The following is a 16,596-nucleotide window of genomic DNA, read 5'->3' as shown; positions in this document are numbered from 1 at the left end:
CTTCCGGGGGCCCGCCGCCTGACGCGCCCGCCTCAGGCGACCTTGGCGCAGATCATGGTCCGGCCGTCGTAGACATTCCAGGAGTAGCGGTAGCGGCCGGGCTCCCCCGGGCAGGCACCGGTGCCGGACGAGGCCCGCAGGACGGCCGTGACCTGCATGATGTAGCTGAACTCCCGGGGCACCCGGTCGGCGCTGCAGTTCCACGCGGTGAGCAGGTTCGCCGGCCCCGGGCGGCCCCCCTGGGCCTTCGCCAGAAAGCACTGCCCCTTACGGAACTGCCGCTCCACACACAAGTGGGTGGACGAGGAGCCCGCCCCGCTGTGCCACCAGCCGCCCCGGCCCCCGCCGCTCGGACAGCTCCCGGTCCCCGCCACCCGCAGCACCCGCAGATACGCGCCGGCGGCGCCGCAGCCGACCCGTACCGGCGCCGCACGGCTCCAGTTGCCGTAGCCGTCCTGGTAGGCGTCGAGGCAGTCGCCGGCCCGTACGGCCGCGAAGGCCGCGTCGACCGCGCTGGGCGTACGGGCCGCCGTGGCCGTCGGCCGGGAAGCGGTCCCGCCGGTGGACGTACCGCCCGACGAAGACGTACCGCCCGACGAGCCGGAGCCTGTCCCGCCGCTCGTGGACGCACCGGAGCCCAGCCCGCCGCTCGTCGTCCCCGAGCCGGTCCCGCCGGCCGTGTACGTACCGCCCGAGGAGCCGGAACCCGTCCCGCCGCTTGAGTACGTACCACTCGACGACCCGCTCGACGACCCGCTGGAGGAGCCGCTCGACGTACCGCTCGACGACCCGCCGGCCTCCCCCGCCTCCCAGGGCTTCCAGACGAAGAGCACGAACGCGAGGCACAACAGGACCGCCCAGCCGCAGCCACTGCCGGAGGAGGACGCGGCGGCCTTCGGGGCGGACGACGCCTTGGTCGGGGCGGACGAGGCGGACGGGGCGGCCTTCTTCGCCGCGGCCCGTGCCCGCTGCTCCCGCGACGCCGCCTCGGCCCGCTTCCTCCGCTCCTTTTCGGCGCGTTCACGACGCTCCCGCTCCGCGCGTTCACGACGCTCCCGCTCGGCGCGTTCACGGCGCTGCTGCTCCGCGGCCTGCGCGGTCGCCCGCGCCCTGGCCTGCGCCCGCTTCCGCTCCTCCGCCTCCTTGCGCTCCCGGGCCCTGCGCGCCGCCCGTTCCCGCTCCTCCTGCTTCAGGCGCGCCGCCCGCTCCTCCCGCGCGCGGCGCGCGGCCCGCTCGTCCTGCTGCTGACGTGCGTCCCGTTCCTGCGTGTAGACGCGGGTGGGCTCCGGCGGCGGAACCTGCTGCGTCAGCGCGTCGTCGGTGGGGGCCGGCCCGCCGCTGCCCTTGCGCAGGGCCCGCCCCTGCGCCTCGTACTCCTCGATCAGCGCGGTCCACCGGGGCGGCAGCCAGCGCTCGCCGCGCCGCGAGGTCGGCCACCGGTCGAGTTCCTCCAGGAACTGCCGCAGCAGCTCGGCGGGTTCGGGCCGCTCCTCCGGACCTGCGGCCAGGCACGGGCGGATCAGCGGCGTCAGCTCCCGGGGCAGCCCGGTCAGGTCCAGCGCGCCGCGCTGTACGAGCGTCAGCAGCCGGATCGTGTCAGCCGTCTCGGGGTACGGCGGGCGGCCGACGGCGAGATGGAAGAGCGTCGCGCCCAGCGAGTACACATCGGACGCCGTGGTGGACGGCTCGGCGCGGGCCTGCTCCGGCGAGGTGAAGGCGATGGTGCCGAGCGTCAGCGACGTACGGGTGAGGTCGTTGGCGTGCGAGATGCCGAAGTCGATGAGCCGCGGCCCGGCCAGCGGCAGCAGGATGTTCTGCGGTTTGACGTCCCGGTGGACGATGCCCTCGTCATGCAGGATCACCAGGGCCTGCGCGGTGCCCGCCGCGATCCAGCGCACCGCGGAACCGGGCAGCCGTCCCGCGCTGCGGACGAGTTCGGACAGCGCGGGCGCCGGTATGTACTCGATGGCCATCCAGGGCAGTTCGGCGTCCGGGTCGGCGTCCCGCACCCGGGCCGTGAACACGCTGTCGATCCGCCGGGCCAGCGTCACCTCGCGGGCGAACCGCCGCCGGTCGGTCTCGCTGACGACACCCTCGGCGAGCAGCGTCTTGACCGCGGCCAGCGACCCGTCCGCAGTGGACCGCGCCAGATAGATCCGCCCCATACCGCCCGAGCCGAGCCGCCCCAGCATCCGGTAGACACCGAGCCGCTCCGGATCGTCACCGCCGAGCGGCCTGACTCCCATACCCACCATGGCGTGCCACCCTCCCCCCGGTCCCCCCACCGTGACACTCCCCAAACAGTGCCACGCCAGAGGGAGTTGAGGAAGCGGGCCGTGCGGCACCCCGGAGGCCACGAACGGCTCTCGTTCCCCCTCAGGGGCCAGCGCCCTCGGGCCGCCCTCGAACCACCCGGGCCCCTCGGAGACCCGTTAGCCCCACCAGGCCCCTGGGTTGCCCCGCCCCCGGTGCCGGACCGGATCAGATCCGCTGGGCGACGGGCGCGTCCAGCGCCTGCCGCCACTCCCGTACCGCCGCCGCCTCCACCGGCGCCGACCAGCCGGCGGGCCGGGCGGCGCCCCCGATGTGGAACGCGTCCAGGCCGGCCGCCCGCAGCCTCGGCAGATGGCCGAGCGCCAGCCCCCCGCCGACCAGAATCCGCGGCGCGTACCCGGGCTCGTCCGCCGCCGCACGCGCCTGCTCGGCCAGCAGCGTCGGCAGCCCCTCCTCGACGCCCTGCGCGGACCCGGCCGTCAGATACGTGTCGAGCCCCGCGACGCCGGCCGCCCCGGCCAGCTCCTTGCGCAGCGCGTCCCGGTCGGCGGCCCGGTCGATGGCCCGGTGGAAGGTCCACCGGCAGCCGTCGATCACCTCGGCCAGCGCCGTCACCGCGGCGAGATCCGGCCGCCCGTCCGGTGTCAGGAATCCGAGGACGAACTCCTCGGCACCCTCTGCCCGCAGCGCCGCGGCCTCCTCGCACAGCGCCGCCACGTCACCGGCCGCGAAGCCGTCGGCGGCCCGCAGCATCACCCGCAGCGGAAGCCCTACCGCCGCCCGGACCGCGGCGAACGTGGCCCGGGGCGGGGTGAGACCGTCGGCGGCCATGTCCGTCACCAGCTCCAGACGGTCGGCCCCACCGGCCTCGGCGGCGACCGCGTCCTGCGGGCCGAGCGCGATCACTTCCAGCAGCGCGCGCTTGCTCATATGACCCAATCCTCCGATGCCGGCACGACGAGACGGACCCCACAACAGGTCTAGTCCAATATCCCAGAGTACGGGTCACCCGCCCCTCCGGATACCAGCCCCTCACCGGCACGCCCGGAATCCGCCCATACGCCGCAGCACGCGCCTCCCCCGCACGGCCGGAGGCCGGCCCGTCCGCGCCGACCTGCCCCCGGCTCGCGCAGGCGCCTCCCCGCGCCGCGGCACCCGCCGCCGCTCCCACCCCATCCCTCCGCAAACCTGACCGGACCTCACCCGCCACCCCTGAATACCCGGCGCCCGAGGCACAATGGCCCGTATGACCCCCGTGCCCCGTACGGAAGACACCACCGACCCGGTGCCGGAGCTGCGGCAGCGCTGGGCCGACACCGTCACCGCGGCCCGCGGCAAGAAGAACCCCACGGCACCCGACCCCGCCCCGTACGCGGACAACCTCCTGTCCCGCTGGCGCGAACCTCAACGCCGCTACCACACCGTCGACCATCTGGCCGCGGTCCTGTACCGCATCGACGAACTGGCCGAGCACGCGGACGACTTGTCCACCGTCCAGCTGGCGGCATGGTTCCACGACGCCGTCTACCGCCCGGAGCGCTCCGAGAACGAGGAGCGCAGTGCGGCCCTCGCCGAACGTGCCCTGCCCGAACTGGGCGTCGGCGCGGCCCGCACGGCCGAGGTCGCCCGCCTGGTGCGGCTCACCGTCACCCATGACCCGGCGCCCGACGACCCCGACGGCGAGGTCCTCTGCGACGCGGACCTCGCGGTGCTCGCCGGCTCCCCCGACCAGTACGCCGCCTACGCGGCCGCGGTGCGCGACGAGTACGCCTTCGTTCCCGACCCCGACTTCACCGCCGGGCGCTCGGCCGTCCTGAGCCAACTCCTGTCCCTGCCGCGTCTCTTCCGTACTCCTCGCGGCTACGACCTTTGGGAGCACAACGCGCGCCGCAATCTCTCGACGGAGCTTGATTTGTTGCGGGGGGCGTAGGGCGCTGGGTGTTCGGGGTCGGTTGCTTCGGCTGCGGGTGGTGGGGGCTGGGCGCGCAGTTCCCCGCGCCCCTTTGGGGCGCGATCTGGTCGCCGTGTCAGGGGTTGGTGCGGGTCCGGTGGTGGCTTGCGCTGTGCGGGGCCTGTGGTTGCCGCGGGGGCCGGAGGGGACGCACCGGGGCCCGTCCTCGGCGCGGGCGACGCGGGTCCATGGGATTGAGTACCCCGGTGTTCGCTCCGGTCCTGCGGGCGGTCCCCGGTACATCCCCTCCGACCGTCCCCCGCTGCCGGCTGCGGACCGGTGACACCGCGCCTCACAGCCCCCACACCTGCCCGCGCCCAATCCTGAGGGCTCAGTTCCCTGCCAAGGGAATGCCGTACGGGTCTGCCGTAACGGTGATCGGTACGGCGGGTCAGCCGCGTACGGACGGCGGTCGGAGGGGATGTCCGGTGAGCCGCCCGCAGGACCCGGAGCGAACAACGGGGTGAAGAACCTCTGGGACCAGCATCGCCCGCGCCGAGGACGGGTTACCGGGCGTCCCCTCCGACCCACCACCCACCCGCCGCAGGCGCACGCGGCCCAGCCACCGGCAACCCGCGGGAATGTAAGCGGTCCTATCGCTGTTAGTAGCTGACATGCCCGCACAGCCCGACCGCGCCCGCCTGCCCATCGCCGTATACGTTCTCGGCCTGTCCGTCTTTGCGCTCGGTACGTCCGAGTTCATGCTCTCCGGCATCCTCCAGCCCCTCGCCCGCGACCTGAACGTCTCCATCCCGCAGGCCGGCCTGCTGGTGTCCGCCTTCGCGATCGGCATGGTGATCGGCGCCCCGGTACTCGCCGCCGCCACACTCCGCCTCCCACGGCGGACCACGCTGATCGCGCTGCTCGCCGCCTTCGGCCTCGGCCAGGTGGCGGGCGCGCTGGCCCCCACCTACGGCGTGCTGTTCGCCTCACGCATCGTGAGCGCCCTGGCCTGCGCCGGCTTCTGGGCGGTCGGCGCCGCGGTGGCCGTCTCGCTGGTGCCGGTGACCGCGCGGGCCCGCGCCATGGCCGTGATGGTCGGCGGCCTGAGCATCGCCAACATCGCGGGCGTCCCGGCCGGCGCCCTGCTCGGCCAGCACGCCGGCTGGCGCGCCGCCTTCTGGGCCGTGGCCGGCCTGGCCGCGATCGGCCTGCTCGGCGTGGTCGCGCTGGTGCCGCGCACGGCCGTGCCGACCGGTGAGGACCGCCCGCAGCTGCGCCGTGAGCTGGCCATCTACAAGGACAAGCAGGTCTGGCTGGCTCTGACCGCCACGGCCCTGAACGGCGCCGCGGTCTTCGCGCTCTTCTCGTACCTCTCGCCGCTGCTGACCGACACCGCCGGCCTCGCCGAGAGCTGGGTGCCGACGGTGCTCGCCCTCTTCGGCGTCGGCGCGCTGACGGGTACGTTCATCGGCGGCCGGATAGCCGACGCCCACCTCTTCGGGACGCTCTTCGGCGGCATCGCGGCGTCCACGGTCGTGCTGGCCGTCCTGGCGCTGACCGCACACAGCCCGGCCGCCGCCATCGCGCTCTCCCTGATGCTCGGGGTGACCGCGTTCACCACGGCCCCGGCCCTCAACGCGCGGATGTTCAACGTGGCGAACGCCGCGCCGACGCTGGCCGGCGCGACCACCACCGCCGCGTTCAACATCGGCAACACCCTCGGCCCGTGGCTCGGCGGGCTGGCGATCGGCGCGGGCTGGGGCTACCCGTCCGTGGCCTGGACCGGCGCCGCGCTGGCGGCGGGGGCCGTGCTCACGACAGCCTTCGCGTTCCGGCTGCACCGCGCCACGCACCAGTCGAGGCTGGTCGCCTCCTCGGCCTCCGGCGCCCCGGCGCCGCAGCTGACGAAGACCGCGGAGGCAACGGAGTCGGCGGGGCACCGCTGACGTCCGCCAGGAGGGTGCCGACGCCGGGCCGCACCGCCGCGGCCCGGCCGTTCACGAACCGCCGTCGAACCTCCAGCGGGTCTGGCTGTAGGTCTCGCCCCGCCCGAACCCGAACGCCGTGACCGGCGCGACCCGGAAGACCACGGCCCGGTTGCTCGCCCCGTAGAACGCCCCGTCGCGGACGTCGAAGTGCCAGTCGCTGCCGTACTTCTCGGCGTACAGAGCGGCCAGCCGCCGCAGCGTGGCTTCGTCGCGCACCGCCACCGCCGCGCCCTCGACGACCACGTCGAGTCCGGCGTGCAGGTCGTTGCCGCCGGCCGTCGACGTCGCGAGTACGCAGTGCGCGTTGGTCTCCAGGTTCCTGGCCTTGCGTTCGCCGGGGCCGGTGCAGAAGTGCAGCGCGCCGTCCGACCAGACGGCGAGCAGCGGGGTGACGTGCGGGCGACCATCGGGCCGGACGGTGGTGAGCCAGAAGATCTCCGCTTCGGTCATTCCGCCGACGGCCGCGGACCAGGCGGTCGCCGTGGCGTCCGCGCTGCTGTAGTCCGGGTCGAGGTGGGTGGCCGGTTGTCCGCCCTGTTCGCCGGCTGACATGGCTGTCCCCTTTCGGTGCGGCACACGGTCAGGCCCATCGTGCGGGCGCCCGCGGCCGGTCCGCCGCTACGACGCGCCGCGGCGGGCCGGCCGGGGCGCCGGCCGGTTCTTGGGGCGGCGCAGTCCGGCCGCGGTCAGCCGGCGCAGCAGCTCCTTGGAGCCGACCTCCACGGCTCCGGCGCGCACCGCATCGCCGTACCGCTCCGCCGGCAGGTCGTAGTGGTCGCGCTCGAACGCCCGCCGGGGCGCGCCGATCCCCGCCGCGAAGGTGTGCAGTTCGTCGAAGGAGTGGTCGCTGACCAGGTGCGACCACATACGGCCGTGCCCCGGCCAGGTGGGCGGATCGATGTAGATCGCCACGTCAGTGCTCCGGCCGGATCGCCGGTTCAGCCCGCCGCACCCTCAACCACCTCAGCCTTCCGCCGGGGCGCCGAGCCGGCCGACCCGGGCCACCGCAACGGCCGTCTTGGGGCAGACCCAGTGCGGATCGGTGCCCAACTCCGGCTCGACGTCGAGTGCATGAGGATCTCCCGACTCCGTGCACACGGGGCACAGCGGCCAGCGGCCGTACCGGTCCAGGAGGGCGTCCTGGACGTCCTGCGCTATCAGTCCTGCGACGAATGCCGCGCCTTCAGGCCATTGCTCCACCCACCACCGGCGGTGGACGACCGCATCCTCCACGAGCGAGACGATGTCGGCGTCGGCCACCTTGTCCGCGATCAGGTCGGCGAGCACCAGCGCCCGCGCGGCATGCAATGCCTGTTCCATCTCCATGCCCCCTATTGTCTCCCGGCCGCCCGCCGCCCAGCGGAGTTGTCCACAGCCCGCCGCGGATCATGCGCTCTGTCCACAGCACTCACAGAGGGTATTGACGCCGGACGTCGATGAAATTACTTTTCAAGCGTGAGCAGTAGCGTGAAGGAAACTTTCAAGGACGTGGCCGTCGAGACCCGACCGGCCCCGGCCCCACCCGCCCCCGCGGCGCTGGCCGCCAAGGTCCGCACCCTCGCCCCGACCATGACCCGCTCCATGCAGCGGGTCGCGGAGACCGTCGCGAGCGACCCGGCCGGCTGCGCCGCCCTCACCGTCACCGGCCTCGCGGAGCGTACGGGCACCAGCGAGGCCACCGTCGTGCGGACGTCCCGGCTGCTCGGCTACCCGGGCTACCGCGATCTGCGCCTCGCGCTCGCCGCCCTCGCCGCGCAGCAGGCGGCCGGCGGCGCCCCGGCGGTGACCGCGGACATAGCGGTCGACGACTCCCTCGTCGACGTCGTCGCGAAGCTGGCGCAGGAGGAGCAGCAGTGTCTGGCCGACACCGCCGCCGCGCTGGACGTCACCCAGCTCGAAGCCGCCGTCGCCGCGCTCTCCGGCGCCCGCCGCATCGATGTGTACGGCATCGGGGCCTCCAACCTCGTCGGCCAGGACCTCGTCCAGAAGCTGCTGCGCATCGGCCTGATCGCGCATGCGCACGCGGACCCGCATCTGGCCGTGACGAACGCCGTGCAGATGCGCACCGGCGACGTCGCCCTCGCCATCACCCACTCCGGGCGGACCACCGACGTCATAGAGCCCCTGCGGGTGGCCTTCGACCACGGCGCGACGACGATCGCCATCACCGGCCGCCCGGACGGCGAGATCGCCGCGTACGCGGACCACATCCTGACCACGTCCACGGCCCGCGAGAGCGAGCTGCGCCCGGCCGCGATGTCGTCCCGGACGAGTCAGCTGCTGGTCGTGGACTGCCTGTTCATAGGCGTCGCGCAGCGCACGTACGAGACCGCGGCCCCCGCGCTGTCCGCCTCCTACGAGGCGCTCGCCCACCGCCACTCGCCGCGCAACAACCAGCGCTGACCTCACGCCGCCCGCCGCGCGGGCCCGCGTGCCGCCGGGGGAGGCACGGGTGGGCCCGACGGCACCCGGCGGCGGGGCAGCCGACACGCCACGGCCCCACGAGCCCGACCCCCGAAAAGAGTCGCCACGCCATGACCTCCACCGCCGACCACGCCCATCTGCGCGCCCAGTTGGACACCCTCACCACCGAGGCGTTCCGGCCCGAACTCGCCGAGATCGACCGCCGCCCCACCCTGGACATCGCCCGCACGATGAACGACGAGGACGCCACTGTCCCCGCCGCCGTCGCCCGGCGGCTCCCGGAGATCGCCGCCGCCATCGACGCCACCGCCGCCCGGATGGCCCGCGGCGGCCGGCTGATCTACGCCGGCGCCGGCACGGCCGGCCGCCTCGGGGTGCTGGACGCCAGCGAGTGCCCGCCGACCTTCAACACCGACCCGTCCGAGGTGCTCGGGCTGATCGCGGGCGGCCCGTCCGCGATGGTCAGCGCCGTCGAGGGCGCCGAGGACAGCACGAAGTTCGCGGTCGAGGACCTGACCGCGATCGGCCTGACCGACCTGGACACCGTCGTCGGCATCTCGGCCTCCGGCCGTACCCCCTATGCGATCGGGGCCGTCGAGCACGCCCGCGCCCTGGGCGCGCTGACCATCGGCCTGTCCTGCAACGCCGGTTCGGCGCTGGCCGCGGCCGCCGAGCACGGCATCGAGGTCGTGGTCGGCCCCGAGCTGCTGACCGGCTCCACCCGGCTCAAGGCCGGCACCGCCCAGAAGCTGGTGCTCAACATGCTCTCGACCCTCACCATGATCCGGCTGGGCAAGACCTACGGAAACCTGATGGTGGACGTCCGCGCCTCCAACGAAAAGCTGCGGGCCCGCTCGCGCCGTATCGTCGCGCTCGCCACCGGCGCTTCCGACCAGGAGATCGAGACCGCCCTCCGCGACACGGACGGCGAGGTGAAGAACGCCATCCTCACCCTCCTCGGCGGGGTCGACGCCCCCACCGCCGCCCGCCTTCTCGACGCCGCCGACGGCCATCTCCGCGCCGCCCTCCAGGCCGCCGGAAACCACTGACCCCGCCACGCCCGCCCTGCCCCGTCCGGCCCAAGCCCCTCCCCGTTCGACCGCACAGCAAGGCACCGCACATGCCCGATGACCAGAACCGCGCCACCGCTGCCGCGATCCTCCCGCTCGTCGGCGGCGCCGCCAACCTCACCTCCATCGCCCACTGCATGACCCGGCTCCGCCTCGGCATCCAGGACCGCGCCCTGGTCCAGGACGAGGCCCTCAAGGCACTGCCGGCGGTGCTGGGCGTGGTGGAGGACGACACGTACCAGATCGTGCTGGGCCCCGGCACGGTCGCCCGCGTCACCCCGGAGTTCGAGCGCCTGGTGGCCCGGTCCCGCGCCCTGCCTCCCGCCGAGGAGCCGGACCCCACCGGCCTTCCCCCGGCGCCGGCCTCCGCCGCTCACCACCCCGCGGCCACTCCCTCCGCCACCACCGCCGAGGAGCTGGCCGCCCAAGGCGCCACCCTCAAGGCCCGGCAGAAGTCGCGGAACGCCACCCCGGTGAAGCTGTTCCTCCGCCGCATCGCCAACATCTTCGTCCCGCTCATCCCGGCCCTGATCGGCTGCGGCATCATCGCCGGTATCAACGGCCTGCTGACCAACTTCGGCCTGCTGCCCGCGCTCGTCCCCGCCCTCGCCGCCATGGCCTCCGGCTTCATGTCTCTCATCGCCGTCTTCGTCGGCTACAACACCGCCAAGGAGTTCGGCGGCACCCCCGTCCTCGGCGGCGCGGTCGCCGCGGTCATCGTCTTCCCCGGCGTCACCCACATCGCCGCCTTCGGCCGGCACCTCTCCCCCGGCCAGGGCGGCGTGCTCGGCGCACTCGCCGCGGCGCTGCTCGCCGTCCAGGTGGAGAAGTGGTGCCGCAGGACCGTCCCCGAGGCGCTGGACGTCCTGCTCACCCCCACCGTGACGGTCCTGGTCACGGGCCTGGTCACGCTCTTCGGCCTGATGTACGCGGCGGGCGGGGTCGCCACCGCCATCGGCAGCTGCGCCACCTGGCTGCTGGCCCACGGCGGCGCCCTCGCCGGCTTCGTCCTCGGCGGCCTCTTCCTCCCCCTCGTCATGCTGGGCCTCCACCAGGCGCTCATCCCCCTGCACACCACCCTGATCGAGCAGCAGGGCTACACCGTCCTGCTCCCGATCCTCGCCATGGCCGGAGCGGGCCAGGTCGGCGCCGCGATCGCCGTCTACCTCCGCCTTCCCCGCAACCGCTCGATCCGCCGCACCATCAAGTCCGCCCTGCCCGCAGGCTTCCTGGGCGTCGGCGAACCCCTGATCTACGGCGTCTCGCTCCCCCTGGGCCGCCCCTTCATCACCGCCTGCCTGGGCGGCGCCTTCGGTGGCGCCTTCATCGGCCTCTTCAACCAACTCGGCGACACCGTCGGCTCCACCGCCATCGGCCCCTCCGGCTGGGCCCTCTTCCCCCTGGTCAAGGGCGACCAACCACTCGCCACCACCCTCGTCATCTACGCCCTGGGCCTGGCGACGGGCTACGTCACCGGCTTCCTGGCCACGTACTTCTTCGGCCTCAGCAAGCAGACGCGCGCAGAGCTGAACACTCCCACTGACCACGGCCCCGCCACCACGACCCCGGAACCCGACACGACAACTCCAGCAAACCCCACCCCACTCGAAACACCGGCGGGCCTGCGAGCACCCTGAATCCGGCGGAAACTCACGAGCCCGAGGGGAAACTCACGAGCCCGCGAGACCTTCCGAATGTTCCCCGCCCTCCCTCGCAGATAAGGCCTGATCGCGACGCACTGTGCCGGCATGCGGTCCAGCCCGGCGGTCCAGCCCGCTCTCGTCAGAATGGTTGAGGAGTGGACCTCTTCCTTACCAGCCGAGCACGCAGAATCCCCCCTGAGAGAGGACGCCCACAAAGGAAATCACCCGGCGTACGGCTCACCGCAGCGGAATCCCAGGAAGCGACGCCGTAGCAGCGGAACCGCAAAAGTTGAAATGTGTGCAGCCCCTGCGCGAGCTCCTCCACGCACCCGGCACGCAAACGCCTCCGGGCAGCCCTGTCCCCACCGGTCCGGAAAGGCCTGCCGAAGCATCACGCGACACGGGCACAGCCGCTCGAATCCAGCCCCCGAAATGCATTTCACGAGCCGGCCCGGCCGGTGGCGAGGGAGGGACGCATTCATGGCCCGTCGCGCACAAACTGCCCGCAGTAAGGTCGGCGCATGTGGATTCGATTACGCCGCCCGTGGCGCGGCAGGCTGATCGTGGTGGGCAGCGCCCTGGTGCTCGCCGTCGGCGGAGCCGCGCTGCTGCTGGCAAGCGAGGCGCCACCACCTCCGTACGTACCGCCGCAGCGGTCCGGGGCGCACATCAATGAAGTGGTCCTCTACGCCTACGAGAGCACCCTGCACGTGGACCCCGATCCCCCGCCGGGACCGGGCACCGTCATCGGCGCCGTCCTGCTGGCGGTGAGCGGGGGCCTGTGCGCCGGGAGCTGTCTCATCCGCCGCAAGCGCGCAACACCGCGCACCTGACCGCCGAGACCGGCCGAGTTCACCGAGACCGCCACCACCGCCTCACAACAGCGCCAACCGCCGCCCGCCGGAGCCGTATCGCCCGCCCGCAAAAACGCCGCCGGGGCGGCACCCCCCCCCTGAAGGAGGGTGCCGCCCCGGCGAACGTGTGGACGTGTTGATCCGGGAGGATCAGCGTTCCGATCCGCGCGGGATCAGAAGTCCATGTCACCGCCCGGCATACCGCCCGGAGCGCCCGCCGGGGCGGCCTTCTCCGGCTTGTCGGCGATGACGGCCTCGGTGGTGAGGAAGAGCGCCGCGATGGAGGCGGCGTTCTGCAGCGCGGAGCGCGTCACCTTGGCCGGGTCGATGATGCCCTCGGCGATCATGTCGACGTACTCGCCGGTCGCGGCGTTCAGACCGTGGCCGACGGCCAGGTTGCGCACCTTCTCCACCACGACGCCGCCCTCAAGGCCGCCGTTGACGGAGATCTGCTTGAGCGGGGCCTCCAGGGCGAGCTTCACGGCGTTGGCGCCGGTCGCCTCGTCACCCTCGAGCTCCAGCTTCTCGAAGACCTGGGAGGCCTGGAGCAGGGCGACGCCACCGCCGGCGACGATGCCCTCCTCGACGGCCGCCTTCGCGTTGCGAACGGCGTCCTCGATGCGGTGCTTGCGCTCCTTGAGCTCGACCTCGGTGGCGGCACCGGCCTTGATGACGGCCACGCCGCCGGCCAGCTTCGCCAGACGCTCCTGGAGCTTCTCGCGGTCGTAGTCCGAGTCGCTGTTCTCGATCTCGGCGCGGATCTGGTTGACGCGGCCCTGGACCTGGTCGCTGTCACCGGCACCGTCGACGATGGTGGTCTCGTCCTTGGTGATGACGACCTTGCGGGCGCGGCCGAGCAGTTCGAGACCGGCGTTCTCCAGCTTGAGGCCGACCTCCTCGGAGATGACGGTGCCACCGGTGAGGATGGCGATGTCGCCGAGCATGGCCTTGCGGCGGTCACCGAAGCCCGGGGCCTTGACGGCGACGGACTTGAAGGTGCCACGGATCTTGTTGACGACCAGGGTCGACAGGGCCTCGCCCTCGACGTCCTCGGCGATGATCAGCAGCGGCTTGCCGGACTGCATGACCTTCTCCAGGAGCGGCAGCAGGTCCTTCACACTGCCGATCTTGGAGTTGACGATGAGGATGTACGGGTCGTCGAGCGCGGCTTCCATGCGCTCCATGTCGGTCGCGAAGTACGCCGAGATGTAGCCCTTGTCGAAGCGCATACCCTCGGTGAGTTCCAGCTCCAGACCGAAGGTCTGGGACTCCTCGACGGTGATGACGCCTTCCTTGCCGACCTTGTCCATGGCCTCGGCGATCAGCTCGCCGATCTGGGTGTCGGCGGCGGAGATGGAGGCGGTCGAAGCGATCTGCTCCTTGGTCTCCACGTCCTTGGCCTGCTCCAGCAGGGCGGCGGAGACGGCCTCGACGGCGCGCTCGATACCGCGCTTGAGGGCCATCGGGTTGGCGCCGGCGGCGACGTTGCGCAGGCCCTCGCGGACCAGGGCCTGGGCCAGGACGGTCGCGGTCGTCGTGCCGTCACCGGCGACGTCGTCCGTCTTCTTCGCGACCTCCTTGACCAGCTCGGCGCCGATCTTCTCGTACGGGTCCTCGAGCTCGATCTCCTTGGCGATGGACACACCATCGTTGGTGATCGTGGGGGCGCCCCACTTCTTCTCGAGGACGACGTTGCGGCCCTTGGGGCCGAGGGTGACCTTGACGGCGTCGGCGAGCTGGTTCATCCCGCGCTCGAGACCGCGCCGTGCCTCCTCGTCGAACGCGATGATCTTGGCCATGTGAAGTGGTCCTCCCGGACTAATGGGGTCTCCCCTGCTCGAACGCAGTTGAGAGCTTGGGGAAGGATTTCTCCGGACCGCGCTGGCGCCCGCGACGGACGACCTGCAAGCCTGTGTGGTTCCTTGCCCCACGCGGCCTGCGGGCCTCACCGACCCGGTCCTTCTTTGTCACTCTCACTGGGAGAGTGCTAACGCCAATGATTAGCACTCGCACCCGTCGAGTGCAAGGCGGCTTCGAAGAAGACACCCGCGGGTTGGCGGCCGGGGGGACGCGCGAGCCGGGCACCCAGGGGCGAGGGAGCCCCGCCCGCCCGGTGAACAGCCGAAGGCCCGTACCCCCTCAGGGGTACGGGCCTTCGTCACGCAGTTGTCGGTCGGCGCCTCAGCCGGCCACCCGGACCATGTCCGCCTGCGGCCCCTTCTGGCCCTGCGAGATCTCGAACTCGACCCGCTGACCCTCCTCAAGGGTGCGGTAACCGTCCATCTGGATCGCGCTGTAGTGGACGAAAACATCCGCACCACCGTCGACCGCGATGAAGCCGTACCCCTTCTCCGCGTTGAACCACTTGACGGTGCCCTGAGCCATGCCTAACTCCCCTATTACTGGCCCTTGCGCAGGACCGCACTCCGCGGACCCGGGTCAGACCTCACCCCGCGAAGGCCCGTGGGGTGTGCGCCGGAACGCGTCGACCGCCGCTGAATGTATCTGCACAGATGCCCAGAGCAACAGGTCAATCGGACGAGAATTCTGGAGGCCGAGAATCGGCAATATGCGCCTAAGTCCTGGTTCTCCAGGGCAAGTCGGGCCGGGCATAGCGCACCTAGGCGACAAATACCGCCCACACTTTGGCCACAACTGATCACGAACACATATGCGTTCGGCATGCGCGCGGTGATATCCCGAGGGGGATCACCCCAATGGTATCTCCTTTCACAACACGGAATTGCCCCGTCCGCTTTCTGGCGGACGGGGCAATTCCGGTCATGCAGGAGAAGAGTTGGCGCAAATCAGCACCCGCCGGCCACCGCCGGGATGATGGAGATGCCCGCACCGTCCGGGGTGGGCGTCTCCAGGCCCTGCTCGAAGCGCACATCGTCGTCGTTGACGTACACGTTCACGAAGCGGCGCAGCTTCCCGGCGTCGTCCAGCACACGGGCCGCGATGCCCTGGTGGTTCTGCTCCAGGTCGGCGATCACCTCGGAGAGGGTCGCGCCCTCGGCGGGGACCTCGGCCTGGCCGCCGGTGTACGTGCGGAGGATGGTGGGGATGCGGACCTTGACGCTCATGGTTCTGCCTTCCAGGGGTACGGAGTACGAGTTCGGGGGCTGGGGCGCGGCCTCGTCCGCCGGACGGGCCGTCGGCCTCAGCCGGCCAGGCCGGCCGCGCGGAACGCGTCCAGGTCCGGACGGATCGTGGCCGTGGGACCGGACGTCGGGGCGACCGCGTCGAGGGTCTTGAGGCCGTCACCGGTGTTCAGGACGACGGTGGTCAGGGACGGGTCGAGCACGCCGTCCTCGATCAGCTTCTTGGTCACGCCGACGGTCACCCCGCCCGCGGTCTCCGCGAAGATCCCTTCCGTCCTGGCCAGCAGCTTGATCGCGTCCACGACCTGCGCGTCGTCGACGTCCTCCACGGCTCCGCCCGTACGGCGCGCGATGTCGAGGACGTACGGGCCGTCGGCCGGGTTGCCGATCGCCAGCGACTTGGCGATGGTGTTCGGCTTCTGCGGGCGCACGACGTCCTGGCCGGCCTTGAAGGCCGCGGACACCGGCGAGCAGCCCTCCGCCTGGGCACCGAAGATCTTGTACGGCTTGTCCTCGACCAGGCCGAGGGCGATCAGCTCCTTGAGCCCCTTGTCGATCTTCGTGAGCTGGGAGCCGGAGGCGATCGGGATGACGATCTGGTCTGGGAGCCGCCAGCCCAGCTGCTCGCAGATCTCGTAGGCGAGCGTCTTGGAACCCTCGCCGTAGTAGGGGCGCAGGTTGACGTTGACGAAGCCCCAGCCCTCGCCCAGCGGGTCGCCGATGAGTTCCGAGCAGAAGCGGTTCACGTCGTCGTAGTTGCCCTCGATGCCGACCAGGTCACCGCCGTAGACCGCGGCCATGACGACCTTGCCGGCCTCCAGGTCGTGCGGGATGAAGACGCAGGACTTGAAGCCGGCCCGGCGCGCCGCGGCGCCTACCGCACCGGCGAGGTTGCCGGTGGACGAGCAGGAGAGGGTGGTGAAGCCGAACGCGCGGGCGGCCTCGACGGCGATCGCCACGACGCGGTCCTTGAAGGAGTGCGTCGGGTTGCCGGAGTCGTCCTTGACGTACAGGCCGCCGGTGACGCCCAGCTCACGGGCGAGGTTGTCGGCCTTGACGAGCTTGGTGAAGCCCGGGTTGAGGTTGGGCTTGTCCGCCACGTCGGTGGGCACGGGCAGCAGCGGGGCGTAGCGCCAGATGTTGTCCGGACCGGCCTCGATCTGCTTCCGCAGGCTCTCGGGATCGCCGCTCGGCAGGTCGTACGCGACTTCGAGCGGCCCGAAACATTCCTGGCACGCGAAGATCGGGCCGAGCGCGAAGCGCTGCCCGCACTCGCGGCAGGACAGGGCGGCGGCGGGGCCCAGAGCGACGGTGGGGGTGTTTTCGGTGACTTGCACAGCCATGG

15 protein-coding genes are annotated in these 16,596 nt (G+C 72.1%); 6 read left to right on the top strand and 9 right to left on the bottom strand.

Annotated features, from left to right (window positions below; translation table 11 throughout):
- Positions 1-32: 32 nt before the first annotated feature.
- Positions 33-2,255, bottom strand: coding sequence for a serine/threonine-protein kinase (locus ACGFN2_RS30355; RefSeq protein WP_393365757.1), 2,223 nt, complete (start codon positions 2,253-2,255; stop codon positions 33-35).
- Between the two features lie 226 nt (positions 2,256-2,481).
- The gene (locus ACGFN2_RS30350) at positions 2,482-3,204 is read right to left on the bottom strand and encodes a copper homeostasis protein CutC (RefSeq protein WP_393365755.1); all 723 of its coding nucleotides are present in this window, start codon (positions 3,202-3,204) and stop codon (positions 2,482-2,484) included.
- Positions 3,205-3,520: 316 nt separating this feature from the next.
- Here ACGFN2_RS30350 and ACGFN2_RS30345 point away from each other — a divergent pair, with 316 nt between their 5' ends.
- Complete coding sequence (locus ACGFN2_RS30345) at positions 3,521-4,204, top strand: hypothetical protein (protein WP_393365753.1); 684 nt, start codon at positions 3,521-3,523, stop codon at positions 4,202-4,204.
- Positions 4,205-4,839: 635 nt separating this feature from the next.
- Positions 4,840-6,114, top strand: coding sequence for a Cmx/CmrA family chloramphenicol efflux MFS transporter (locus tag ACGFN2_RS30340; protein ID WP_393365751.1), 1,275 nt, complete (start codon positions 4,840-4,842; stop codon positions 6,112-6,114).
- 51 nt (positions 6,115-6,165) lie between these two features.
- Here ACGFN2_RS30340 and ACGFN2_RS30335 read toward each other — a convergent pair whose 3' ends face one another.
- The 3 genes from ACGFN2_RS30335 to ACGFN2_RS30325 form a co-directional block, all read right to left on the bottom strand.
- Positions 6,166-6,708, bottom strand: coding sequence for a pyridoxamine 5'-phosphate oxidase family protein (locus ACGFN2_RS30335; protein WP_393365749.1), 543 nt, complete (start codon positions 6,706-6,708; stop codon positions 6,166-6,168).
- Positions 6,709-6,774: 66 nt separating this feature from the next.
- The gene (locus ACGFN2_RS30330; RefSeq protein ID WP_393365747.1) at positions 6,775-7,068 is read right to left on the bottom strand and encodes a DUF4031 domain-containing protein; all 294 of its coding nucleotides are present in this window, start codon (positions 7,066-7,068) and stop codon (positions 6,775-6,777) included.
- A 51-nt stretch (positions 7,069-7,119) separates the two neighbouring features.
- Positions 7,120-7,482 (bottom strand): hypothetical protein, encoded by a 363-nt coding sequence (locus ACGFN2_RS30325; protein ID WP_362608933.1) that lies wholly within the window; start codon positions 7,480-7,482, stop codon positions 7,120-7,122.
- Positions 7,483-7,611: 129 nt separating this feature from the next.
- Here ACGFN2_RS30325 and ACGFN2_RS30320 point away from each other — a divergent pair, with 129 nt between their 5' ends.
- The 4 genes from ACGFN2_RS30320 (at position 7,612) to ACGFN2_RS30305 (ending at position 12,126) form a co-directional block, all read left to right on the top strand.
- On the top strand, positions 7,612-8,559 hold the full coding sequence (locus ACGFN2_RS30320; protein ID WP_362608934.1) for a MurR/RpiR family transcriptional regulator: 948 nt from the start codon (positions 7,612-7,614) through the stop codon (positions 8,557-8,559).
- Positions 8,560-8,690: 131 nt separating this feature from the next.
- The gene (gene murQ / locus ACGFN2_RS30315; RefSeq protein ID WP_393365744.1) at positions 8,691-9,629 is read left to right on the top strand and encodes an N-acetylmuramic acid 6-phosphate etherase; all 939 of its coding nucleotides are present in this window, start codon (positions 8,691-8,693) and stop codon (positions 9,627-9,629) included.
- A gap of 71 nt (positions 9,630-9,700) precedes the next feature.
- Positions 9,701-11,287, top strand: coding sequence for a PTS transporter subunit EIIC (locus ACGFN2_RS30310; protein WP_393365742.1), 1,587 nt, complete (start codon positions 9,701-9,703; stop codon positions 11,285-11,287).
- Positions 11,288-11,814: 527 nt separating this feature from the next.
- Positions 11,815-12,126, top strand: a complete 312-nt coding sequence (locus ACGFN2_RS30305; protein ID WP_393365740.1) for a hypothetical protein — start codon at positions 11,815-11,817, stop codon at positions 12,124-12,126.
- 194 nt (positions 12,127-12,320) lie between these two features.
- Here ACGFN2_RS30305 and groL read toward each other — a convergent pair whose 3' ends face one another.
- From groL to thrC, 4 genes are all read right to left on the bottom strand, one after another.
- Positions 12,321-13,946 carry a chaperonin GroEL gene (groL, locus tag ACGFN2_RS30300; RefSeq protein ID WP_362608941.1) on the bottom strand — a complete coding sequence of 542 codons (1,626 nt, stop codon included), beginning with the start codon at positions 13,944-13,946 and terminating at the stop codon, positions 12,321-12,323.
- 382 nt (positions 13,947-14,328) lie between these two features.
- Positions 14,329-14,532 (bottom strand): cold-shock protein, encoded by a 204-nt coding sequence (locus ACGFN2_RS30295; protein WP_003986833.1) that lies wholly within the window; start codon positions 14,530-14,532, stop codon positions 14,329-14,331.
- A gap of 422 nt (positions 14,533-14,954) precedes the next feature.
- The gene (locus ACGFN2_RS30290) at positions 14,955-15,233 is read right to left on the bottom strand and encodes a MoaD/ThiS family protein (RefSeq protein ID WP_018089727.1); all 279 of its coding nucleotides are present in this window, start codon (positions 15,231-15,233) and stop codon (positions 14,955-14,957) included.
- Positions 15,234-15,310: 77 nt separating this feature from the next.
- Entirely contained in the window at positions 15,311-16,594 is a 1,284-nt protein-coding gene (gene thrC / locus ACGFN2_RS30285; RefSeq protein ID WP_362608943.1) for a threonine synthase, read from the bottom strand.
- Positions 16,595-16,596: the final 2 nt, after the last annotated feature.

The organism is Streptomyces sp. NPDC048612, from assembly GCF_043199295.1.
GTDB lineage: Bacteria > Actinomycetota > Actinomycetes > Streptomycetales > Streptomycetaceae > Streptomyces.
This window is presented reverse-complemented; position numbering and strand designations above follow the sequence as displayed.

Excerpts from the sequence above, each read along its gene's own strand:
- ACGFN2_RS30340 (WP_393365751.1), top strand. The coding sequence starts at position 4,840 with ATGCCCGCACAGCCCGACCGCGCCCGCCTGCCCATCGCCGTATACGTT.
- ACGFN2_RS30290 (WP_018089727.1), bottom strand. The coding sequence starts at position 15,233 with ATGAGCGTCAAGGTCCGCATCCCCACCATCCTCCGCACGTACACCGGC.
- ACGFN2_RS30350 (WP_393365755.1), bottom strand. The coding sequence starts at position 3,204 with ATGAGCAAGCGCGCGCTGCTGGAAGTGATCGCGCTCGGCCCGCAGGAC.
- groL (WP_362608941.1), bottom strand. The coding sequence starts at position 13,946 with ATGGCCAAGATCATCGCGTTCGACGAGGAGGCACGGCGCGGTCTCGAG.
- ACGFN2_RS30345 (WP_393365753.1), top strand. The coding sequence starts at position 3,521 with ATGACCCCCGTGCCCCGTACGGAAGACACCACCGACCCGGTGCCGGAG.
- ACGFN2_RS30295 (WP_003986833.1), bottom strand. The coding sequence starts at position 14,532 with ATGGCTCAGGGCACCGTCAAGTGGTTCAACGCGGAGAAGGGGTACGGC.
- murQ (WP_393365744.1), top strand. The coding sequence starts at position 8,691 with ATGACCTCCACCGCCGACCACGCCCATCTGCGCGCCCAGTTGGACACC.
- ACGFN2_RS30305 (WP_393365740.1), top strand. The coding sequence starts at position 11,815 with ATGTGGATTCGATTACGCCGCCCGTGGCGCGGCAGGCTGATCGTGGTG.
- thrC (WP_362608943.1), bottom strand. The coding sequence starts at position 16,594 with ATGGCTGTGCAAGTCACCGAAAACACCCCCACCGTCGCTCTGGGCCCC.
- ACGFN2_RS30325 (WP_362608933.1), bottom strand. The coding sequence starts at position 7,482 with ATGGAGATGGAACAGGCATTGCATGCCGCGCGGGCGCTGGTGCTCGCC.
- ACGFN2_RS30335 (WP_393365749.1), bottom strand. The coding sequence starts at position 6,708 with ATGTCAGCCGGCGAACAGGGCGGACAACCGGCCACCCACCTCGACCCG.
- ACGFN2_RS30355 (WP_393365757.1), bottom strand. The coding sequence starts at position 2,255 with ATGGTGGGTATGGGAGTCAGGCCGCTCGGCGGTGACGATCCGGAGCGG.
- ACGFN2_RS30310 (WP_393365742.1), top strand. The coding sequence starts at position 9,701 with ATGCCCGATGACCAGAACCGCGCCACCGCTGCCGCGATCCTCCCGCTC.